Here is a 21,283-nt window from a genome sequence, read left to right on the forward strand (position 1 = left end):
GGCCCAAAGGCAGCATAAAATTGGCCTAACCAACGCTAAATCGACTCTAAGTCTACGCATTTGACTCTTGATGTGTTGATCAGGAAAATGCTGTTATACTCAACGGAAAACCGATAACATAGAGTATAAACTCTAATATCGACGTTTGAGCTAAAGCATGAAAGTGAAATCAATCAGTGTGCTGTTAACTTCTCTGTTGGCGCTCCCGTCAGCGTTTGCAGCGCCGATCTCCTTTGACCAGGCGTGGGAGATTTTGCAGCGTCAAAACCATTCGTTAGCCGCCGAGCGCGCCAACGTAGATCATTTTGAGCACCTGCATAACGCCACTTCCAGTCTGAATTTACCTTCAGTGACCGTGGGAGCCAATTATACCCGCCTCGACCAAGATGTGACATTGTCACTTAAGCAGGTCGCAGACAGCGCAGGGGGCATTGTCGCACCGGCTGCTCTAGCCCCTCTTTTCACCTCTCTCGGCTCTCTGACCTCTACCATCACGGAACGCGATATTTTCAGCTCTTCGATTCGGGCAGTCTGGCCTATTTTTACCGGTGGTCGCATTACTGCTGCGCAAAATGCTGCCGAAGGCAAAAAGGAAGAAGCACAAAGCCAACTGGCGATGGAAGTTCAGGCACGATATGAAGACCTGGCCAAGTATTATTTCAGCGTGGTCTTAGCGCAGGAAGTGCTGCAAACCCGTATTGAAGTAGAAAAAGGGCTGACTCAACATCGGGACAACGCGCTTAAGCTCGAACAGCAAGGCCAGATCGCCAGAGTCGAGCGATTGCAGGCCGAAGCATCGCTTGATAAAGCAACCGTTGAGCGTAAAAAAGCGCAAAAAGATCTCGATATTGCTCAAAGCGCCCTCACCCAAATCCTCAACCAACCACAAATGGTTGAGCCGAGCGGTGATTTGTTTATCAACCCCAGCTTACCGCCAATGAGCGCCTTCATCGATCAGACACTGGCGACTTACCCGGGGCTGGACTTGCTCAACGCGAAAGAAAAACAGGCCAGCAGCCTTATCAAAGCTGAAAAAGGCAAATACTACCCAGAAGTCTATCTGTACGGCACTTACAACTTATACGAAGATGACTCCCTCGCCAGTGACCTGCGCCCGGACTGGTTAGTCGGCGTCGGCGTCAATGTGCCACTGGTGGAAAATACCGGGCGTAGTGAGCAAGTGAAAGCCGCCAGCAGTCTGGTCACCCAGGTGAAATACCGTCGTGAACAGGCTAAGCAAGATCTCAGTGTGCTGGTTGAAAAAACCTATAAAGAAGCCGAGCAAGCTCAGGAAGAAGTGGAAGGACTTAACTCGAGCCTGCAACTGGCTCAGGAAAACCTGCGCTTACGCCAGAAAGCCTTCACTCAAGGACTGTCGACCTCAGTGGATGTAGTCGATGCCGAGTTATACCTCGCCAGCATTCGTACCCAACAGGCGGTGGCCGGCTTTCACTATCTGATCGCACTGACCAAACTACTGGCTATTTCCAGTGAAATGGCCACTTTCCCACAATACCAGCAAAGTGCACAGCCACTCAGTACAGCGCCGAATCCATCTGCTGCCATTTCGATGACGGAGAACCCAATTTCATGAAAACCGTTAAAACGCCTCTGCTCGCGATTATCGCTCTGGCCGCCGCAGGCTGGATCGGTTACAGCTTTTATCTGGCCTATCAACCAGAACCGGTGCGCCTGCAAGGTCAGATAGAATCCCAACAATACAGCATTTCTTCCAAAGTGGCCGGTCGTATTGATCAGGTGTTCGTGCGTAAAGGCGATGAAGTAAAAAAAGGCCAGTTAATCTTCAGCCTGCACAGCCCGGAAATCGAAGCCAAACTCGAACAGGCGGTCGCCAACCAGAAAGCCGCTGGTGCCATGGCCAAAGAGGCTGAAAACGGCGCGCGTCAGCAACAGGTACGTGCGGCGCAAGATCAATGGTTAAAAGCTAAAGCCGCTGCAGAACTGGCCGAGAAAACCTACCAGCGGGTCAATAACCTTTATAAAGACGGCGTAGTGGCTGAACAGAAACGCGATGAAGCCAACACCCAGTGGCAAGCCGCCAAGTACACCGAAAGCGCAGCGTTGCAGATGTATAACATGGCACGTGAAGGTGCGCGCAGCGAAACCAAACAAGCCGCTCAGGAAAAAGTCAACGTCGCAGCAGGTGCCGTGGCGGAAGTTGAGGCCTACGCTGCCGATACTAAGATTGAAAGCTGGTTTGACGGCGAAGTCGCGCAAGTCCTGATGCAAAGTGGCGAATTAGCACCACAGGGCTTTCCCGTGGTCACCGTGGTGGATAGACAGGATTCCTGGGCAGTACTCAATGTGCGTGAAGATCTGCTCAGTCAGTTTAAAAAAGGCAGCACGTTCAAGGCCTATCTTCCCGCACTCGATAAGCAGATTGAATTTACCGTTTCCCATATTGAAGTCATGGGTGATTTTGCCACCTGGCGTTCGACAGATTCGGCGCAGGGCTTTGATCTACGGACTTTTGAAGTCGAAGCGCGCCCGACAAATCCACAGACGGATTTACGTATGGGCATGAGCCTGGTGGTTGAGTTGTAGCCATGAAGCACGCTTCGGTTGACCGCAGTCATAGCGGCGCTCATCACGTGGCGAGCCGTGCTGCCGACGGTACCAGTCCGGCTGCAGGCGACGCTGGTCGCCTGCCTGCACAGTGGCCGCTGCTGCGCAAGGATAAATGGTTGCTGGCCTGCCTGACCTGGTTGCCTATCCTGCTGGCGGCCAGTATTTGGTGGATATTCTCAGCCGGTATCGTTCATAACCTGCCCATCGGTGTGGTGGATTTGTCACACAGTCAGCTATCGCGTCAGTTGCAGCGCCATCTTGATGCGACGTCAACCTTAGCGGTCACCCGCCAATACCAGAATGTCGCTGCAGCGAAGCAGGACATGGTCACCAGCAACATCTACGCGTTTATTGTGATTCCCAGCCAGTTTGATAAGTCGGTCTATCGCAGTGAATTGCCGCAGGTCACCACGTTTTACAACAGCCAGTACATTCTGGTCGGACGGGTCATCAGCTCAGCAATCATGCAGGCCGTCGCAATGCTCAACGCTGAAATAGGGATCGTCACAAGCCTCTCCGCCGGCAATCAGACCACCCAGAGCGCAATGGGCCAGGTCGTGCCGATACGCACTCAAATCACGCCATTATTTAATAAGAACACCAATTACGCCCAATTTCTGGTGTCTGCCATTATTCCGGCCATCTGGCAGATTGTTATCGTGGTGAGCACCATTCTGATTCTCAGCGCCAATACTCGAATTTATGGATTACATCGCTGGCTTGGCCAACGGCCCTTATTGCATCTGAGCCAGACACTGCTGCGTTACTATCCAATTTTCATTATTCAGGGCGCAGCGTATCTGTTCTGGTTCTACAGCGTATTGCAATGGCCGATGCATGGTAACCTGCTGGTCTTAATCCTGGCCCAGATGATTACCACTATCGGCTGTATGATCATGGGCGCCGTTTTTTTCTTCCTTAGCCTGGATCCCGCACGTGCTATGAGCTTCGCGGGTGCATTTACCGCCCCCAGTTTTGCCTTTATGGGCATTACCTTTCCAACCAGCGATATGGGGACGATTGCCCAGGCCTGGCGCAGTCTGCTGCCGGTCAGTCACTATATCGAAGTGCAGGTCAGTCAGGTCAGCTACGGTCTGGGCGGGTTCCAGTCGCTAACACATCTGTTGCCGATGTTCGGGTATTTATTCCCATTGCTGTTAACGGTCGTCCTGATGCGCAAGCATCTGCGCACGACACCGGTAAGGAGTGACCATGCGACTGACTGATTTATTTAAAGCCGAATTAAAGGCCTTATTGAGCAATCCGGTCGTTATGCTGACCATGTTTGGTGGCGTGCTGTTTTACTCATTCCTCTATCCACTCCCCTACAGCCATCAAACGCCGCGTGAGCAGGCGATCAGCATCGTGAATCTGGATAAGAGTCAGATTAGCTATCAGCTCGAACGCATGGTCGATGCCACCCCGCAGGTCAAAGTGGTGCAACGGGATCATTCGCTGGAACAAGCAAAGCAGGCTTTTCTGGATCGGAAAGTGAGCGGAATACTGGTGATACCAGAGCACTTCTATAAAGATCTGCTACTTGGTACCAGCCCGACCCTGGCATTTGCCGGAGACGCTTCCTACTTTCTGGTCTACGGCACTATCGTTGAAGGTCTGGCGCAAGCGGGCGGCACGCTGTCGGCCCGTGCCCGGGTGACCCGCCTGCTGAGCCAAGGGGAACCTCTTGAGAGTGCGGCCCATCACTATGCCGCAGTGCAATCGAATTTAAAGCCGACTTTTAATCCGCGTGTCGGTTACGTCGATTACGTCGTTCCTGCGGTGTTTATCCTCATTCTGCAGCAAACTCTGGCGATGTCTGCCGGGCTGTTAACCGGCACGCAGCGAGCTGAGTCAGGCGACTGGCAGCAGATTCCGGTACTGCCCCTGCTCTTCATGCGTACCTTCATCATAGTGGCGTTCTACTACCTGCTCAGCATGTACTATTTCGGGGCCAGCTTCAGCTTGCAAGGCGTGAGTACGATAGGTCAGCCGATACAATTACTGACTCTGCTGCTGCCGTTTTTGCTCACAGCCTGTTTTATCGGGATCTGGCTCGGAGCGGTGACACCACGCCGCGAACTGGTCACATTGATCGTGCTGATAAGCTCAATGCCGCTGGTGTTTTCCGCCGGATTTATCTGGCCTCTGGAAGCTATACCTACACCTATCATCTGGCTGTCGAACCTGTTCCCGAGTACACCCGGCATCCAGGGCTTTCTGGCACTCAATCAGATGGGGGCAGAATGGCGCCAAATCGCGCCGCAATGGACCCTGCTGTGGGCACAAGCCGTGGCATGGGGCAGCCTCGCTTGGTGGCAGCTGCAGCGCAATCACGGCGCTTTAACTGTGAAAGTCAGTCAAGCAGGATAGCTGTCAGGCTAGCCCGCCTTCTAACACCGCGGATGTGAGATGAGGGACGGTGGGGCAAAGCGCGCATTAAGCCGTGCTCGCTGATGTTAGTCCTGCCATTTTTTACGCATACGTTCGATGGTCGCCTGCTCTACGCCATGGATGTTGGGATACTCGCCACGACATACCTTAATCACCAGTTTTGCCCGGTACTGACGGGCGATTTTCTTATACGCAGTCATCTCCCAGTGCCGCACAAACGTGTTGGCGACCACTACGCTTTTGCCCTGCTTGAGGCAATTTTCTGTCTCTTGCTGACACCAGGCGTGTGCCTGTGCTATCTGCTCCGGACGGTAGTGATATTCGCCCTGCGCATTGATAAAAAACATATCCGCTTCAAGATGCACCGCCGGTAAAGACTGGGCTAACGTCGATTTTCCCGAGCCGGGTAAACCACGAATTAAGGTCAGTGTCGGAATCATATGTGTTCAAATTATGCAAATCGTAGCCGGCATACTAACTTAATTTTGTGGCGCACGCATTTTGCTATCGACAACGCCTATCAGTTAGGTTATAAGTCTAGATGTATAGACGTCCAAATGTAACGCTTAGGGAGAAAGCTGTGCCGATTAAGATCCCCGATCAACTGCCTGCAACTGATGTTTTACGTACTGAGAATATCTTCGTCATGTCGGAAACCCGCGCATCGACCCAGGGTATTCGTCCGCTGAAGGTTCTGATTCTTAACCTGATGCCAAAAAAAATTGAAACCGAAACTCAGTTCCTGCGTCTGTTATCAAATTCACCGCTTCAGGTGGATATTGAACTGCTGCGTATCGATGATCGCCCAAGCAAGAACACACCAGAAGAGCACTTAAACGAATTTTATCGCCAGTTTGAACTGGTCAGACACCGTAACTTCGATGGTCTGATCATTACTGGTGCGCCTTTAGGTTTAGTGCAATTTGAAGATGTCGTCTACTGGGATCACCTGCAGCAGATTATGAAATGGGCCAAAGAGCATGTGACCTCAACACTTTATGTGTGTTGGGCAGCACAAGCCGGCCTGAAATTGTTGTATAACCTGCCCAAACAGACACGTGAAGAGAAACTGTCCGGGGTTTATGTGCATGAAAACCTGCAGCCGTACCATCCGCTGCTGCGTGGTTTCGATGATACCTTCCTGGCACCGCATTCACGTTATGCCGATTTTGCGCCTGGTTATCTGGAAACTCATACCGACCTGGATATTCTTGCGACATCTGATGTCGCAGGCGTTTACCTTGCATCGACTAAAGATAAACGTAACGTGTTTGTGACTGGTCATCCGGAGTACGACGCACTGACCCTGCATAACGAGTACATTCGTGATCTGGGTGCGGGCCTGGAACCGGTCATGCCGGTGAACTATTATCCGAATGATGATGTTGATAACACCCCACGTGCCAGCTGGCGTAGTCACGGACACTTGTTGTTCGCTAACTGGCTGAACTACTGCGTTTATCAGCAAACGCCGTACGATCTGGAGCATTTCAGCGAAGATAAGTTCACCAAAGACGATTAATTCTCCATCGAGATTCGCCACAGTTCACTAACATGTTTTGATGACATTGGAAGGCCGCCCATCACGCGGCCTTTTTTCATCCCCTCAGCCATTAGGCATCTCTCTCACAAGCCACAATAAATATGCCGGGTGGCTCGCATTATCCTCTCAGACCGCTGCCGCGCCACCACCATGCTGCTTACTATTTGTTAATCGAAACAAAGCTAGCAGACGCTAAGGGGTTAGCTGCAAGCAAAAGTATCGCTGCAAGCGCGCAAAGCATCGTTAGCTTTGTACTGCAACGCGCGGTTGGGGTATACAGAGGTGGATAGAATGCAATTCAAACAACTGATGCTAGTGGGGATAATAACGACGGCAGGCTGTGTCACTGTTACCGATATCCCTGACAATCATCCTCAGGCGATGGCCGATTCAAGAATTGATCTGGGATTAGGCTATCTCAGCCAAGGTAATATGAATAAAGCACGTGAAAATCTTTACCGCGCTGCGCGTCATGCGCCGGACTACGCCCGTTCTCAATTAGCGCTGGCGCACTATCTGGACCAGGTCGGTGAAACTGAAAAAGCGCGTCACGTCTATCTGCAAGCCCGGCTAGACCATCCTGAAAATGGGGATGTGTTGAACAACTTTGGCACATTTTTATGTAAGCACGGCGACTACCTTTCTGCTGATACACTGTTTAATCAGGCGCTGCAAAGGCCGGGTTACAATCAGCCCGCCGCCACTTTAGAAAATGCGGCGCTGTGTGCAAACAAGTCCGGCAACCAAAAACAAGCGATACATTATCTTGACCGCAGCCTGGATTATGACCCGTCTCAAGCCTCCGCTTGGCTGGCACTGACCCGCATGCAATTAGCTGCGGGTAACACAGAAGATGCTCGTAACACGCTGCGCGGGTTTAGCCAGCGTTTCGGTAACCCAAAGGCAGTGCAACAACTTTGGCTGGAAGTGAATGCGGCTTGGGCGGAGACACAAAAAAACCAGCGCTGAGCGCCGGCTTCTGTTGAAGTGAATGACTTATCATGTAAATCAACAACTACCTCTGTCATTTAGTCACTAGCGTTTTTGGTTGATATTGGTCGGACGGCCATCCTTGCCACCTTTGCGATCCCGATAATGGGTCCGGCGCAGGCGACGCACCTTGGTGGAACGGTTAATCTTTTTGTATTCACGATACAGGATGCGAATAAACAGCCCCAATCCGATCAGAAACAACACGGACAAAATGGAAAGTGAAGGCACACACAACCAATCCGGCTGACACGGTGAATAGAATTCGAATTCCATTCTACACCTCCTTGACTGTTTATTCCGTTGAGTAGGTTAACTTCTACATAAGTTTAGCGCTTTAAGCTTAACCACAGCTTGCGTTGCTCCGCATTGTGAAAAGTCCAGGCCACAAAACGACTGATTTTCTGGCCTTGCTGCATCTCTACTATCTGTATCGACGCCGCGCCGACTTTCTGAAGCTGTTTTTTCATCCAGCGTACGTTATCGCTTTTCGAGATCAAGGTCGTGAACCACAGAACCTGCCTGGCAAAGTGCTGACTTTCCTGCGCCATATTCTTAATAAACTCGGCTTCGCCTCCGGGGCACCACAACTCAGCCTTCTGACCCCCAAAGTTAAGCGTATTCGCGCTATGTTGCGGCGCTGTCATTTGCACGACCGGCGCTCCACGTTTACGCTGGTTATCACGCAAGTTACGAATTTTACGTTCAGTGCCTTGCTGTGCTTCGGCCAGCGAAGCATGAAACGGCGGGTTACAAGTCGTCACATCAAAACGCTCATCAGCCCCGATAATGCCGCTGAACATCGCCTTACTGTTTTTTTGCAGTCGCGCTGCAATTTTTCCTTTCAATAACGGATTATTGCTGGCAATCAGGTTGGCCTGTTTGACCGATACCGGATCGACGTCGCTGCCGACATAACTCCAGCCATACTCGGTCACGCCGATGATCGGATAAATGCAGTTGGCACCAATGCCAATATCTAACGCTCGTATGGCTTTATGATTCAGCGCCGGAAAATCCTGGCTGAGCAAGTCCGCCACGCGGTGGATATAATCTGCACGTCCCGGAATAGGCGGACATAAATAGCCTTCCGGAATATCCCAGTTCATCACACCATAATGATGAGCCAGCAAGGCTTTATTAAGCAGTTTCACCGCCAGTGGATCAGAAAAGGCAATCGTCCAATCCCCTTTGGGATTTTTGATCAGGTGACGCTTGAGATCCGGTAAAGCCTGACACAAAGCATCAAAATCATAATTCCCTTTGTGACGGTTACGGACATGCAGACCGGCTTTTCCTGTCTGTTTCGCTGATTGCGGCTTCGCCGAGGGCGATTTGCCGGGCTTCTGACCCGGCGTTCGCTGACTCGCCGTTTGCGGATTTGTTTTGCCAGACGGCTTACGGCCAGGTTTCGCGTCCGACTTACGTTGATGCTCTGCTTTCGGCTGTTCTGCTTTATCCTGACGGTTTTTATAACGACGCGGTTTGTCAGTGACACGAGCTGGGTGGTTGCCGGATGATTTAAGTGGTGGTTTAGGCATGATTATTTTCCTGCTCTCAGTTCAAGAACCATCATGTATAAGCGCGCATCCAATTCGAGTTGATGGTAATTCGGTTCCATATGGCAACAAAGCTGATAAAACGCTTTATTGTGTTCCTTTTCGCGCAGGTGAGCCAGTTCATGCACCACTAACATACGCAGCAGCGGCTCCGGCGCATTTTTAAATGCACTGGCAATTCGAATTTCATTTTTGGCTTTGATTTTGTTGCCATGCACCCGGGAAACATAGGTGTGCAGGCCCAGCGCGTTATTGATGAGGTGAATCTTACCGTCATACACTACTTTGCTCAGTGGCGCGGTCTTCTTCATGTACTGGTTTTTTATCTCCAGCGTGTAGGCATACAGTGCCTTCTCACTCTGGACGTCATGGCGCTGCGGATAACGCTGCTCGAACCAGCTGACCAGTTTATCGGCGTCGACCAGGCGTTCTACCGATTCGATAATGTGATCAGGATAACCCTGGATATATTTCAGTACGGGATTCATATTGACAACGCTTTTTCAGGTCAAACATGTTCGCGAAAAGTCGGGGGCGCAAAGTGTACCCGAAACCTGGCGCTGAATCATCCGCGATTTACTCGCCACGGATTCAAAAAATCCGTCAAGCCGGGGCAGAAGATTGAATGCTGACAAAACCGATGCGGGTTTGCATCTGATCCGCTGGATGGTTAAACTCAGCGCCCTTGTTCCATTTACAGGCCCGAACCATGAAACGAGTTGTACTTTACGTTAAAGATAAATGTCCGCATTGCAAAGATGCCCAGCGCCACCTGGACGCCAAAGGCATCAAATACCGTTTATGCAACGCGAAAATGGAACGCGGCCGTAAAGAGCTCGACGCTATGGGTGCACGCAGCCTGCCAGCGCTGAAAATCGGCGATCGCGTCATGATCGGCTGGAATCCCAGCAACTTTGAGCGCATTTACAACAGCAAAAACTAAACGCCCGCAGAAAGCCACCGTGCCGGAAAGATTGACCGGCACTCATAGTGGGACGAACCTCTGGATCACTCATGCACGGGATCACACGTACTGCTTCACAAACTCTATAAAGGTCCGGTCGGCATTGGATAAGTAGCCATCTTTGCGCCATGCCAGCGCCAGATCGAGCCACACCGGCGGATGGAACGGAATCGCTTTCACCTCCGGTTCGTTATCCGTAACCAGCTCCAGTAGCGCCGTTACCGCATATTCATGCTTCACAATGCTGAGGATCATCGGCAGCAAATTGGTTTCAAACGAGAAATTGGCGTTTAGCTTGTGCTCTTTGCATACCTTGTCGATGAATTCACGGTGAAAATAACCCGGTTTGAACATCACCAGCTCGTGCCGGAAGAACTCTTCAAATTCAATTTGCTGATGCTGCGCCAGTTCGTGCTCTTTACCGACCACCGCAACCATCTGGGAAGCAAGCAGTGGATCCACTTCCAGATCCGGCGGCAAATCCTGATTGAGAATCACCCCGATATCCAGCTCGCCGGATAACAACATCTTACGAATTGATTGCGTGCCTGCGTCGACTACCGTCATCTTAAGATGCGGAAAGTGGCTTTTAAACGCCATCACAATTTGCGGAAAAAAGTAAGAGCCCATCATACTCGGTGCACCAAGGCGCACTTCACCTTTGACTAACCCTTTCAGCTCGTCGATAGCCAGTTGTGCATCTTCGATTTGCTGTAAAATCCGCGTCGCATGCTCCAGCAGTACCTGACCTTCATGGGTCAGCGTCACTTTACGCTCATCGCGCTTAAACAGGACCACACCAAGTTGCTGCTCGAACTTCTTGATTGAGATACTCAGGGCCGGCTGAGCGATATGCAGCGCCTGAGCAGCATGAGTAAAACTTTCATTGCGCGCCACGGTGACAAAATGACGCAGGTGCCGGGTTTCCATCACTGACGTTCTCCATATATAAAATATATTACAACCATATTTTTAATATATTTTATTAATTCGCGTCACACTGGTAGTTTGATCACATTGCCGTAACCGCCTTATCCGAGTTGTTAACATGATCGAATTGCACAGTCCACAGTATCGTAAAGTCACTTTCGCCCTCGCCTTCGGATCGTTCCTGGTCTTTTGTAATTTGTATCTTTTCCAGCCGATGTTGCCCTACATGGCCAAACACTTTGCGGTCTCTGAAACCCAGATCAACTGGGTATTCGCCGCCGCAACACTCGCGCTTTCCGCCAGCCTGGTGCCCTGGGCGATCAGCTCCGAAGCGATTGGGCGACGCCGCGTTATGTTGCTTGGTCTGTTCGCTATGCCGGCTATTGGCGCCCTGATGCTGATCAGCAGCGAATTCTGGGTACTGGTTCTGGCACGCGCATTAATGGGCGTCGCGCTAGCTGCATTCGCCTCAGTTGCCGTCGCCTATATGGTCGAAGAGCTGTCTCCACAAGCATTCAGTAAAGCGATTGGCGGTTATATTGCGGCGAACTCCCTTGGTGGTATCAGCGGCCGTATCGTCGGCGGGCTACTCACCGATGCCATGGGCTGGCAGCAAGCCGTGATGGCCATGTCCGCCTTTACTCTGGCCGGTGCCGTCATCGTACTCTTCTGTCTGCCGGTACAAGCACACTTTAAGCCCCAGCGCGGAATGTTCTTTCATCACAACCGTGCGCTGGTCAAACACCTTTCCAACCGCACAATATGGCTGGCGATGCTGATTGGCGGCACCAACTTCGCTTTGTTTGTTAACCTCTATTCGGTGATGGGTTTTCGTCTGGTCGCTGAACCTTACAACATGCCGATCGGTCTGGCTTCGCTGATCTTCCTGTGTTACCTGGCCGGGACACTGAGTTCAAAACTGACTGCCAACTGGAGCAGGCGTTATGCGCCGATTCCGGGCATGGTGCTGGGCGCTCTGCTCAGTATGTCCGGTATGCTGATTGCGATGATTGAATCTATTCCGTTTATGATGCTGGGGCTGATGCTGATCAGTTTCGGCGCGTTCTTTACTCACACACTGGCGTACGCCTGGGTCAGCCAGAAAGCGACCGAAGCCAAGGCCACCGCGACAGCCCTGTACCTGGTGCACTATTACGTCGGCGGTAGTATCGGCGGATTCTTCCTGCTCTATTGCTGGCAGCATGGCGGTTGGGAGATGGTAACCAGCGGTGGTATGGCACTGTATGCGATGCTGTTTACTTTGTGCTGGCGCCTGAGCCTGCGCCAGAAAAAGATCGTTAACAACAGCGCAACGGCAGTACTGAACTCATCACACCAGAATTAAGCTTAGTGCTCGCGCGCAACCGCTATCCAAGCGACAAATTATGTTATTCTTGGCGCCAATTTTATTCGCAACACTATTTCTACCGATAAAGGCGACAAAATAACATGAGCTCAACCATCAACAATCAAGCCATTGCTGCCAGCGTTAACCAATGGTTAGACGACGTAGTCATTGGCCTGAACCTGTGCCCTTTTGCCGCAAAGCCCCAACGCAATAAGCAGATCAAAATCCAGGTCAGCAACGCAACCCGCGAAGAAGATCTGCTGCAGGATATCTTGGATCAACTGCTGGAACTCGACAGCAAGCAGCCCGACGAACTGGAAACCACCCTGGTAGTGGTGCCGGACATGCTGCATGATTTCACCGATTACAACTTCTTCATCGACTGGGTGGAAGCACTGATCCGCCAGGAAAACTGGGAAGGTGTCTACCAGGTCGCCACTTTTCATCCGGATTACTGCTTTGCTGGCAGCGAACCGGAAGATGCCGAAAACCTGACTAACCGCGCCCCTTACCCGATCTTTCACCTGATCCGCGAAGAGAGCATGGAAAAGGTGCTCAAGCACTATCCGAACCCGGAAGCGATCCCCGACATCAATATCGAGCGGGTCTCCAACCTGAGTGAAGCCGAACGTAAAGCGCTGTTTCCTTATCTGTTTGGTTAATTCCGTTATCCGATGAGCTAACCGCCGATATCCGTAGGCGGTTAAATGATGCTATACCCAAACAATCTGGAGTTGTAGCCAGTACCGCTGCAGCTTCGAGTAAGAAGGGGATATTTCTTGCTGTTACGGCAGGACAGGAACCAATTCTTAATGGGATTTAGCCGTTGAAAATGCTACTCTTACGCCATCATTCTTAGTGAGAGAATAAAATGAGCAAATTAACGACAGATATTCAAGCTAACCTTGAGCTGTTCATCAAAGAGTCCAAAGAAAACAACCTGGTTTGGGGTCTGCGCAATGAAGAAGGCTGGTTGTCTTGTGAGTCGACAGAATTTGAAGAAAGCGAAGTCATGCCTTTCTGGTCTTCAAAAGAAGATGCAGAGCTGCATAACGTTGAAGAGTGGGCCGATTTTGAAGTGCTGGAAATCCCGCTTGATATCTTCGTTGAAGACTGGCTGATCACGCTGGATGAAGACGGTGTACTGGTTGGTATCAACTGGAACGCGACGCTGGAAGGCAAAGAGCTTGAGCCAGTAGAACTTGCCAAGCTGTATCTGTAATTGCTTTTAATTAAGGCGCCTGATGTTTATATATAGTAACTTAAAGGGTGTATATTGTGTATTAAGGCAGAGAAATCTGCCTTTTTATTGCACAGTCCTGACTTTAGGCATATAGTCAATTATATGTACATTATGTATAAGGGAAGCATGATTTGTCATCAGTAAAAGTCAGAGCGACGATTGTAGAGGACAATACGGGCATCAAAAGCCAACTGCCAATCTTGCTAACTGAGCAAGGAGAGTTAAGTACGGTCACTGACTACCTACTCAAGCTAGAGGCGGACGGTGTGAGTAACTCCGTCATGAATGGATTTCTTAAAGCGGTGTCCTTGTTGCTGGACTATATGGAAGCCAATAGAGGGCTGTTTGACGATCCGAAGTTACTTTTCCAGACATTTGCTAAACGTTTATATACAGGAACCATTGGTGAGGATGGGATTGACCCGTCTGGTTTATATTGGGTGCCAAGTTCAACCAGTAACGTGAATAAGCATATTCATCGACTAACGACATTTACCGACTGGTTGGCAGACAAGCAAGGCATTGTACCTATGAACCCCTTGCGTGATGCCACTCCTCATGAGCAGCGATTAAATTACGCTGCTTGGTATCGCAAAAACCAAAACGACTTCCTTGGTCATATCGAAGATAAGACCGTCAATAAAACTATCCGCAAGGCACGAACCATTAAAGGTCGTACACCGCTCACCAAAACCGAAGATGACGCCATCGCCTTTCCTGAAAAGCATTGGGAAGATTTTTATATCAATGGTATTGGTGGTGCAAGTGACCCACGAGTGGCACTCAGGGACAAATTAATACTCCTGCTCATGCACGGTGGCGGATTACGCGAAAGCGAGGCTTTAACCCTTTGGGTGACAGATGTGTTTGAAGACCCCTATGAGCCAGATAGTGCAATCGTTCGAATTTACAATGAAGTCGATGGCAAAGCACCAAGTGACCCTGAAGTATGTTCTAAAAATCAAAATAGAGAAACGTACTTAAAAGAAAAGTATGCGCGTATCCCTCGTCAACGCATGAAAGGCACCGCGCATCTCGGTTGGAAAGGTCGTGTGGTTGACCATAAAGATAACTACATACAGGTTCAATGGTTTCCAACTGACTATGGCAAGGTGTTTATGTCACTGTGGAAAAACTACCAAAAGTACCGCGCCTGCATCGACTGTCATCACCCTTATGCGTTTATTTCTTTTCATCACAGCGCGTTAGGCAACCCTTACACCATCAACGCATTTCATGATAACTACGCCAACGGTTTGAAGCGCATAGGTTTAGAACCAAACAAGGCTGAAGGTAAAGACCCTCACGGGCATCGTCATAATTACGGTAGACGATTAGAGCGTTCAGGATTGAACCCGCTGGTGATTCAACGCTGTATGCACCATAAGTCCCTAGATTCACAAATCCCCTACACAGGCAAAGGTCAGCAGGAAATCTCTGACGAACTCACCCAAGCGACACTGCAACTGGCAAATCCTGAATCCAAAGTCAAAGCACTCGACTGGAAAGCACTGGTTGAGCATGGCTTTGATGACATCGACCCACAGGGGTACTTCACTGGCAAACATCCAAAATTGAGAGGTAAGTAATGGCGAAAAAAAGAAAACATGACGGACGCTCATCGGATTTAACCTTCTCTTGGATGCTAACCACGCTCGGTGCTGAGTGGCAGCAATGGCAGGAATTAGCAGCAGAGTGGATGGCGACACAAACCACTGGTATTGACCATAAACAAAACGCTGTGGCTCGATTCTTCGAATCCTATCTTGCTGAATATGCACCCTATGCCATTAACAATATAGATTTGTTTTTTAAGGGCTACCAAGGACACAAATGCTCTAGCGAAGAGTTGGAAAAACTGGTTAAAAAAACGCAAAATTACCCTAATAAAATCCAAACAGGCGTGAACTATCCTTGTGATTTCATCGACTTCGTTATCGAAAAAGTGTTCTCGGAAGAAGATGATAATGGCAAGTTAGTACCACTGGTTCAAAATCCGCTCATCAAAATCAAACGGCAAGATAATGCGACAGAAACCGTTCGCAATCCCTTGCCTTTTCGCTACATTCAGGACTTGCGCCAAATCCTTTGTCCGTTGCCAGATAAAACCGAACTGACCGTCATTGAGCAAAACCTTAAGAACGATGAATCCTTGTTGCCTGCCTATCACTACCGACATTTCAAACATTGGACATGGGCGCAGCAGCAAACAGGGCAATTAGCACAAGGTAGTGGTGGTGATTGGTTCGAAGTGGAGCCTGAGCTGATTGATAAGTCCGACCCTGACTGCGTGTGGCGTACCAAAGAAGTGACTCGTAAAGATAAGAAAATCACCATTCACCAAATATGGTCGCCCGTCAAAGCGATGGTGATTTTCATGAAACTCCATCTACCACTGCGTACCTATCAGGTGCGGATGCTGGACAGTGGTGAAGCCGATACATGGCGCTATGAACAAGGTCAGTGGGTAGTGAACAGCCAACATGATTTTGCACTTGGCAGTGAAAAACGCCCGTTCGGAAAAGGCATCTTCCGCCGCATTCACGACACCATGACAGGACTGTATTCCACAGGCTTGTATATCAACACCAACAAAACTGCCGACCAGAACAAAGATGAGCTGGAACGTGGTTACATCATCCCTTGGCAGAACGAAGAAGTGCTGTACTGGCTGGAAAAACTGCGTAACTGGCAAGAAAAATACAACCCAATTGCAAAGCCCACCGACTGCACCACGCTGCTGAAAAAGCACACTGGCAAAAAGAAATCGGAGCAACAGCTAGAAAGCATGGGCGAAATTGCCTTTTTGTTTCGTGATGCTTCAGCAAAGGGTGAAGATAAACACAAGCCAATTTCGGCCACAGCAACAGATTCTTTCTGGTATCAACTCCTATTTACGCTAGAAAACCAACTCGCAGAGTATGGGAATACACTCGATAACGGTGAACGCTTAAAACTGGTTGTGGATTACCCAGAAAGTACTAGTATTAGGGTTTCCACACTCTTTCCCCTTCACAGCTTACGAGTCTCACTCATCACGTCGTATACGATGGACACGCAATTGCCACTGCCTGTGATTTCTAAGTTATTGGCGGGTCATACACGCCTGTTGATGACCATCTACTACAACAAAATTACGCCATCTGTGATGGCAGAGAAAATGGATGAAGCGCATGACGCACTGGATGCCAAATCCAAACAATCGGTGCGAAACTTCCTCAAAGATGCCTCAATGGAGCAAATCCAATGCAAGATGGTGTATCACAGTGAGGGCAGCATTCAGGTGGCATTGGTTAACCGCAACCCGATAGGCTGGGAGGAGCGCTCGTGTGGGATGTGTCTGGTCGGTGGCAACACCGTGAAATCGAATGAAGTCAGTACCCTTGGTGGTTGCTGGAACGGTGGAGATTTGATTCGAGATGCAAAAGCTGTTACCAACCGCGTTTATAGTAATGTGCCACACGGGCCTGAAAACTGCCCTCGCTGCCGCTGGTTTATTACCGAGGCACGCTACCTTCCTGCGCTCAATGCCCAGTTCAATCAACTGAGTTACAAAGCGCATCAAGCCGCTAACCTATCTGTGGAAATCGAGGGTGAACTGGAAGCGTTGAAAGACGAGCAGTTCTTCTGTGAAGAGCAAGGCAAAGCGTTTATCAAGCATGATGAACTGCAAGCCCTACAGCGCCGCTGGGAAAAACAGCAAGTCGAAGCCGATGAATACGCAAAAGATTGGATTGCGTGCTTTGAGCTTATCAACAAAATCATGCGTGTCGAAGAAGCCAGAAATGACGATGACACCAAAGATAAACTGATTGCAGTTGGCTCTGAGCAAGATGTCAGTCATGCCCTGAAGTTTATTGAAACCGACTCAGAGTTGCTGCATTTATCACTGCTTTGTGACGATGCAGAATTCTACCCTGATTTGCAGGACGAACTGCGCAAAACCCCTGTGATTCAAAAGCGTTCAATGCAACTTAGCCGTGTACTGATGAAAAAAGGCTTTGAACCAATTTTCATGGAAATGGACGACAAACAACAACTCATCGCTGCCAATGCCATGCTGCGTCATATGGCAAAAATCGCTGACCCTGACGACAAGCTCGAAGGCTTCCGCAAAGTGGCGAGCTACATCGAAGCGGGTGAATACCTGACTGATAACAAGCTGTTCTCTCAGGGTATTCATGCTCTGAGTAATAAAGTCATCAACCTAGATGGCATAGCACTACCGAACTTATTGGAGGACTAATGGAACTCGATATTGATGTTATTCTGGCTGACTTAAAAGAAGGCAAAGTGCCTCGCACGCAGCAAAACCTCGATAAGCTCAATGACACACTGAAAGCCTATGCAGAATCAGGTCAGCGTGACTTCTCCATCACGCAAATTGGACGGGTGTCTGCCGAAAATGGTGGATTGGCGTATGAGGCTTTGCGTGCTACCCGTAACAAGCACTACCGAACACTCATCGAAGCGTGGGCGGCAAAATGCAATACCAATACCAAAAAACCGCTATCCAACACCTCACGGTCTAAATCCATCCCTGCGGATAATAAACTGTTAGAGCGCATCCCAGACCCTGCAGTACGCGCCTTGTTTGGTCAAATCATTGCCGAGCGTAACCGTTACCGCAAAGAGGTTAATTTGCTTAAGCAACACGCCAATATTACCATCGACAAACGCCCTGTGCGCCAGTTTGACACCACCGCAGAACCAAGCGTGGAAGTGCTGCCATCCCTATCAGGTGTACTCACCGAATCAGAGAAAAAAGCCTTAGCGTATGCCATTTCTGATGAATGTATGGAAAAGAACGACTGGCAAACTACTCAGGCAGGTCAGGTAAAAGACATGGAATACAACAGCGAAGTATTCCCTAGAGGATTTGTCACAGGGCTTCGCAAGCTATTGGGTGAGGTAGATAACTAATGGCAAGTGGGCAGCAGAAAGCGCAACAAAACCTTGAGGCATTTGAGGTCTGGAAAGCCACACAGACGGACGATGAGTTTAAACAAATCGTGTTCAGAGGTCAGCTTAATCGTATTGAAGTGGCAAAGGGTATTGGCTGTGGAAAATCGGCTTTAAACCAAAATCCTGCCCTCAAGAAAGCACTCAAAGCCTTAGAAGATGAGCTGCGCGGTAAAGGTGTCCTGCCACCGTTGACCGACGCTGCCAAGAAGAATGAGGGCAAACCTCAAGCCTACGACAACACAGCAAATCGAAAGCTTCTCGACTCAAAGCGAGTGTCGTCATTAGAAGCTGAGAACATTGAATTGAAAGCCAAGGTCAAGGAGCTTGAAAAGCGACTTGAGCGCTTTGGTGAGCTATCTGAAACCTTATCCGAAATGGGGTTGATGCCACGATGAATCCCCCTTTGCATGAAGACCAAATGCGTGTAACCAGTATCCCTTATCGCTCGACCAAGATGGTGATATTCAGCGGTGTACCGCTGGCGAAAGACTCTTACAAAACCAATAGTGGGAAGTATTACGTCACCATCAAAGCCGACCCCGATAGCATCCCTGTGCTTCCAACGCTGGGTCAGCATTGGTCAGTCAAAGGCGCTCGCCAGATAGAAAATATGGAGATGGGTGATTATGTAATGCAGCAGCACACTTATGAATCACCCAAGCATATTGAATGCACTTTACCCGAAACGGGTGAGCAACTGATACGCTTTATCGCCAGAGAAAGTGACTTCAAGGGTATTGGCGAAAGCAAAGCAAGAGCGCTCTGGCAGCTCTTGGGTAAAGAATTCCATGCCACACTGAGAAATGACACCCCAGAGTCCAGAAAGCTTCTGACATCGATTCTGAGTAAAGATTCAGTAGAAGCACTCTTTAAGGGGTACGCCAAATACAAAAATCTGGCACATTGTAACTGGATGAGCGAACACAACATCCCCGCCAGTGTGCAGCAACGGCTGCTCAAGCATCATGGCGAAGCCTCTATCGAGGTTATCAAGGGTAATCCTTATACCCTGATGGGCTTTGGTCTTTCGTTCAGTGCCATTGAAGATATTATCAAGGTAATGGATTTTAAGAGCGAAGTTGCGAAGGATGACCCAAGAAGGCTCAGCGCTGCTCTGGAAATGGCGATTCGCAAGGAGATTGAAAAAGGTCACACCTATACCACTCATGCCAATGTGCGTCCTTACCTCAACAAACTATTGAAAGACAAAGCACTGGTCACTCAGGCGTTCCAATCAGGTCATGATAAAGCTCAGTACATTTTAAACCCCGACACAGGAACCTACCATCCAACGGCGCAACTTCTGATGGAAAGTGTCGTTGCCAAGCGCTTAAAAACACTGAATAAGCGAAATGACTTGTTTGATGAAAACGCCAATGCTGCGTATTGCTCTGCGGTTGCGGAGCTTCCCTACGAATTAACTCCTAAACAAATCGAAGCCGTCATAACGTGTCTGGATAATTCGCTAAGCTGTATTACGGGCGGTGCAGGAACAGGCAAGACAACGGTACTCAGAACGGCTCTCAGGGCATATCATCAACTTGGATTTGAAATACACGCCGTTGCGCTCAGCGGTCGTGCTGCAATGAGACTTCATGAGTCCATCGGTTTTGTTACCTCAACCATTGCCAAATTACTGCGTGAAGACCCCATAGAACCCAGTGTAGAGAAAACAAATCACCTACTGGTGATTGATGAGGCAAGCATGATTGACTTGCCAACCATGTATCGTCTTGTGAATCACATTCACCCCTCTGTACGATTAATATTCACTGGCGACCCCGACCAACTTCCACCAATCGGCTGCGGCAAGGTGTTGGCAGACATCGTTGAAGCAAAAACGGTGGCTAATACGATGTTAGATATCGTCAAGAGACAGGAAGGTTCAACGGGTATCCCCGAATACTCAAAGCTCATCAATCAAGGTGTGATGCCTGATCGATTAAGTTCGGGAGCAATACACTTTCACGAAACCAGTAAAACAGACATTGCCAAAGTCTGTTGTGAACTTTACCAACAGTGTCCTGAAAACAGTCGCGTCATGGCTCCAACCAAGGCACTCGTATCAGAAATCAATAAACTCACCCAACAAGCCGTTAACCCAGATAGCACTAACCTTAAGTTCGAAATCAATGGTGATAAGTTCTTTTTGCCACTTCGCATGAATGATGCGGTGTTATTTACTCAGAATCATTACGACAAAGGTATTCAGAACGGCTCACTTGGTATTCTAACCAACGCCAAACCTTCTGGTGATAGTTACGGTGAAGTGACGCTAGATACAGGTGAAAAGGTCGAAATAACACAATCCGTTCTCGACTGCATGGAGTTGGGTTACGCAATCACCCTACATAAAGCTCAAGGGTCACAGTTTCCACGCATCATCATCGCTCTGCAAAACGGAGGAATAGTAGATAGAGCATGGCTCTATACGGCAATTACGAGAGCTGAAAGTGAAATCCATATCGTTGGTAGTAGAGATGATATGAAGCGTATCACCGAGGCACCTAGTCACTCTCATAAGCGGAATAGTTACCTGAAAGAACTGTTGAGTTAACAGTTTTAAACTCATTTATGCCCCAAAATCGTTTAGAGTAGATGCCCTTCACTAAAGACGCGCACTCAGGTAGATCAAAATTTTCTAATCCATGTTCTGGGAACTTGTACGGAAAGTTTTGGTATTTTCTTCATGAAATCTATCTTCAATTCGCGCAACAAACGGATACTGGTTGAGTTTCATAATAAATTGAAGCAACATAGA

20 protein-coding genes are annotated in these 21,283 nt (G+C 49.2%); 15 read left to right on the plus strand and 5 right to left on the minus strand.

What is annotated here, in order from left to right; all coding sequences use genetic code 11:
- Positions 1 to 157 precede the first annotated feature (157 nt).
- From E6C74_RS18465 to E6C74_RS18480, 4 genes are read left to right on the plus strand one after another with little or no spacing between them, the layout of a single operon-like run.
- The gene (locus tag E6C74_RS18465) at positions 158 to 1,594 is read left to right on the plus strand and encodes a TolC family protein (protein ID WP_136487524.1); all 1,437 of its coding nucleotides are present in this window, start codon (positions 158 to 160) and stop codon (positions 1,592 to 1,594) included.
- Positions 1,591 to 2,565, plus strand: coding sequence for a biotin/lipoyl-binding protein (locus tag E6C74_RS18470; RefSeq protein ID WP_136487525.1), 975 nt, complete (start codon positions 1,591 to 1,593; stop codon positions 2,563 to 2,565). Before E6C74_RS18465 ends, E6C74_RS18470 begins: the two co-directional genes overlap by 4 nt.
- A gap of 2 nt (positions 2,566 to 2,567) precedes the next feature.
- Positions 2,568 to 3,815: an ABC transporter permease gene (locus E6C74_RS18475; protein WP_136487526.1), complete on the plus strand. Its 1,248-nt coding sequence runs from the start codon at positions 2,568 to 2,570 to the stop codon at positions 3,813 to 3,815.
- The gene (locus E6C74_RS18480; RefSeq protein WP_136487527.1) at positions 3,802 to 4,959 is read left to right on the plus strand and encodes an ABC transporter permease; all 1,158 of its coding nucleotides are present in this window, start codon (positions 3,802 to 3,804) and stop codon (positions 4,957 to 4,959) included. The genes E6C74_RS18475 and E6C74_RS18480 overlap by 14 nt, the downstream gene beginning before the upstream one ends.
- 86 nt (positions 4,960 to 5,045) lie before the next feature.
- On the opposite strand, the gene E6C74_RS18485 is transcribed toward E6C74_RS18480, so the two are convergent.
- Positions 5,046 to 5,420, minus strand: coding sequence for an ATP-binding protein (locus tag E6C74_RS18485; protein ID WP_136487528.1), 375 nt, complete (start codon positions 5,418 to 5,420; stop codon positions 5,046 to 5,048).
- Positions 5,421 to 5,560: 140 nt separating this feature from the next.
- On the opposite strand from E6C74_RS18485, the gene metA reads away from it, so the two are divergent.
- Together metA and pilW are read left to right on the plus strand one after the other, a co-directional pair.
- A complete protein-coding gene (gene metA, locus E6C74_RS18490; RefSeq protein WP_136487529.1) occupies positions 5,561 to 6,502 on the plus strand; it encodes a homoserine O-succinyltransferase in 942 nt (313 codons plus the stop codon).
- A 312-nt stretch (positions 6,503 to 6,814) separates the two neighbouring features.
- Positions 6,815 to 7,492 carry a type IV pilus biogenesis/stability protein PilW gene (gene pilW, locus E6C74_RS18495; RefSeq protein ID WP_136487530.1) on the plus strand — a complete coding sequence of 226 codons (678 nt, stop codon included), beginning with the start codon at positions 6,815 to 6,817 and terminating at the stop codon, positions 7,490 to 7,492.
- 66 nt (positions 7,493 to 7,558) lie between these two features.
- On the opposite strand, the gene E6C74_RS18500 is transcribed toward pilW, so the two are convergent.
- Genes E6C74_RS18500 through E6C74_RS18510 form a run of 3 tightly spaced genes read right to left on the minus strand, consistent with a single transcriptional unit; the run spans position 7,559 to position 9,560 of the window.
- Positions 7,559 to 7,789, minus strand: coding sequence for a hypothetical protein (locus E6C74_RS18500; protein ID WP_136487531.1), 231 nt, complete (start codon positions 7,787 to 7,789; stop codon positions 7,559 to 7,561).
- 53 nt (positions 7,790 to 7,842) lie between these two features.
- Complete coding sequence (gene rlmF / locus E6C74_RS18505) at positions 7,843 to 9,054, minus strand: 23S rRNA (adenine(1618)-N(6))-methyltransferase RlmF (RefSeq protein WP_136487532.1); 1,212 nt, start codon at positions 9,052 to 9,054, stop codon at positions 7,843 to 7,845.
- A gap of 2 nt (positions 9,055 to 9,056) precedes the next feature.
- Positions 9,057 to 9,560 (minus strand): M48 family metallopeptidase, encoded by a 504-nt coding sequence (locus E6C74_RS18510; protein ID WP_136487533.1) that lies wholly within the window; start codon positions 9,558 to 9,560, stop codon positions 9,057 to 9,059.
- Positions 9,561 to 9,781: 221 nt separating this feature from the next.
- On the opposite strand from E6C74_RS18510, the gene E6C74_RS18515 reads away from it, so the two are divergent.
- Positions 9,782 to 10,015, plus strand: a complete 234-nt coding sequence (locus E6C74_RS18515) for a glutaredoxin family protein (protein ID WP_136487534.1) — start codon at positions 9,782 to 9,784, stop codon at positions 10,013 to 10,015.
- An 81-nt stretch (positions 10,016 to 10,096) separates the two neighbouring features.
- On the opposite strand, the gene E6C74_RS18520 is transcribed toward E6C74_RS18515, so the two are convergent.
- Complete coding sequence (locus tag E6C74_RS18520) at positions 10,097 to 10,966, minus strand: LysR family transcriptional regulator (protein ID WP_136487535.1); 870 nt, start codon at positions 10,964 to 10,966, stop codon at positions 10,097 to 10,099.
- A gap of 118 nt (positions 10,967 to 11,084) precedes the next feature.
- On the opposite strand from E6C74_RS18520, the gene E6C74_RS18525 reads away from it, so the two are divergent.
- The 8 genes from E6C74_RS18525 to E6C74_RS18560 all read left to right on the plus strand — a co-directional run bounded on the left by E6C74_RS18525 (position 11,085) and on the right by E6C74_RS18560 (position 21,079).
- Positions 11,085 to 12,311, plus strand: a complete 1,227-nt coding sequence (locus E6C74_RS18525; protein ID WP_136487536.1) for an MFS transporter — start codon at positions 11,085 to 11,087, stop codon at positions 12,309 to 12,311.
- A gap of 104 nt (positions 12,312 to 12,415) precedes the next feature.
- Positions 12,416 to 12,976, plus strand: a complete 561-nt coding sequence (locus E6C74_RS18530) for a DUF1415 domain-containing protein (protein ID WP_136487537.1) — start codon at positions 12,416 to 12,418, stop codon at positions 12,974 to 12,976.
- A 209-nt stretch (positions 12,977 to 13,185) separates the two neighbouring features.
- On the plus strand, positions 13,186 to 13,536 hold the full coding sequence (locus E6C74_RS18535) for a DUF2750 domain-containing protein (RefSeq protein WP_136487538.1): 351 nt from the start codon (positions 13,186 to 13,188) through the stop codon (positions 13,534 to 13,536).
- A 152-nt stretch (positions 13,537 to 13,688) separates the two neighbouring features.
- The gene (gene gmtY / locus E6C74_RS18540; protein ID WP_136487539.1) at positions 13,689 to 15,146 is read left to right on the plus strand and encodes a gamma-mobile-trio recombinase GmtY; all 1,458 of its coding nucleotides are present in this window, start codon (positions 13,689 to 13,691) and stop codon (positions 15,144 to 15,146) included.
- Positions 15,146 to 17,803, plus strand: coding sequence for an integrase family protein (locus E6C74_RS18545; protein WP_136487540.1), 2,658 nt, complete (start codon positions 15,146 to 15,148; stop codon positions 17,801 to 17,803). The genes gmtY and E6C74_RS18545 overlap by 1 nt, the downstream gene beginning before the upstream one ends.
- The gene (gene gmtX, locus E6C74_RS18550) at positions 17,803 to 18,480 is read left to right on the plus strand and encodes a gamma-mobile-trio protein GmtX (protein WP_136487541.1); all 678 of its coding nucleotides are present in this window, start codon (positions 17,803 to 17,805) and stop codon (positions 18,478 to 18,480) included. The genes E6C74_RS18545 and gmtX overlap by 1 nt, the downstream gene beginning before the upstream one ends.
- Positions 18,480 to 18,917, plus strand: a complete 438-nt coding sequence (locus E6C74_RS18555) for a VPA1267 family protein (RefSeq protein ID WP_102484573.1) — start codon at positions 18,480 to 18,482, stop codon at positions 18,915 to 18,917. The genes gmtX and E6C74_RS18555 overlap by 1 nt, the downstream gene beginning before the upstream one ends.
- 23 nt (positions 18,918 to 18,940) lie before the next feature.
- Entirely contained in the window at positions 18,941 to 21,079 is a 2,139-nt protein-coding gene (locus tag E6C74_RS18560) for an AAA family ATPase (protein WP_240798221.1), read from the plus strand.
- The last annotated feature ends 204 nt before the right edge of the window (positions 21,080 to 21,283 follow it).

Source organism: Vibrio sp. H11 (assembly GCF_004804295.1).
Taxonomy (GTDB): domain Bacteria; phylum Pseudomonadota; class Gammaproteobacteria; order Enterobacterales; family Vibrionaceae; genus Vibrio; species Vibrio ostreae.

Excerpts from the sequence above, each read along its gene's own strand:
- E6C74_RS18465 (WP_136487524.1), top strand. The coding sequence starts at position 158 with ATGAAAGTGAAATCAATCAGTGTGCTGTTAACTTCTCTGTTGGCGCTC.
- E6C74_RS18470 (WP_136487525.1), top strand. The coding sequence starts at position 1,591 with ATGAAAACCGTTAAAACGCCTCTGCTCGCGATTATCGCTCTGGCCGCC.
- E6C74_RS18475 (WP_136487526.1), top strand. The coding sequence starts at position 2,568 with ATGAAGCACGCTTCGGTTGACCGCAGTCATAGCGGCGCTCATCACGTG.
- E6C74_RS18480 (WP_136487527.1), top strand. The coding sequence starts at position 3,802 with ATGCGACTGACTGATTTATTTAAAGCCGAATTAAAGGCCTTATTGAGC.
- E6C74_RS18485 (WP_136487528.1), bottom strand. The coding sequence starts at position 5,420 with ATGATTCCGACACTGACCTTAATTCGTGGTTTACCCGGCTCGGGAAAA.
- pilW (WP_136487530.1), top strand. The coding sequence starts at position 6,815 with ATGCAATTCAAACAACTGATGCTAGTGGGGATAATAACGACGGCAGGC.
- E6C74_RS18500 (WP_136487531.1), bottom strand. The coding sequence starts at position 7,789 with ATGGAATTCGAATTCTATTCACCGTGTCAGCCGGATTGGTTGTGTGTG.
- rlmF (WP_136487532.1), bottom strand. The coding sequence starts at position 9,054 with ATGCCTAAACCACCACTTAAATCATCCGGCAACCACCCAGCTCGTGTC.
- E6C74_RS18510 (WP_136487533.1), bottom strand. The coding sequence starts at position 9,560 with ATGAATCCCGTACTGAAATATATCCAGGGTTATCCTGATCACATTATC.
- E6C74_RS18515 (WP_136487534.1), top strand. The coding sequence starts at position 9,782 with ATGAAACGAGTTGTACTTTACGTTAAAGATAAATGTCCGCATTGCAAA.
- E6C74_RS18520 (WP_136487535.1), bottom strand. The coding sequence starts at position 10,966 with ATGGAAACCCGGCACCTGCGTCATTTTGTCACCGTGGCGCGCAATGAA.
- E6C74_RS18525 (WP_136487536.1), top strand. The coding sequence starts at position 11,085 with ATGATCGAATTGCACAGTCCACAGTATCGTAAAGTCACTTTCGCCCTC.
- E6C74_RS18530 (WP_136487537.1), top strand. The coding sequence starts at position 12,416 with ATGAGCTCAACCATCAACAATCAAGCCATTGCTGCCAGCGTTAACCAA.
- E6C74_RS18535 (WP_136487538.1), top strand. The coding sequence starts at position 13,186 with ATGAGCAAATTAACGACAGATATTCAAGCTAACCTTGAGCTGTTCATC.
- E6C74_RS18545 (WP_136487540.1), top strand. The coding sequence starts at position 15,146 with ATGGCGAAAAAAAGAAAACATGACGGACGCTCATCGGATTTAACCTTC.
- gmtX (WP_136487541.1), top strand. The coding sequence starts at position 17,803 with ATGGAACTCGATATTGATGTTATTCTGGCTGACTTAAAAGAAGGCAAA.
- E6C74_RS18555 (WP_102484573.1), top strand. The coding sequence starts at position 18,480 with ATGGCAAGTGGGCAGCAGAAAGCGCAACAAAACCTTGAGGCATTTGAG.
- E6C74_RS18560 (WP_240798221.1), top strand. The coding sequence starts at position 18,941 with ATGCGTGTAACCAGTATCCCTTATCGCTCGACCAAGATGGTGATATTC.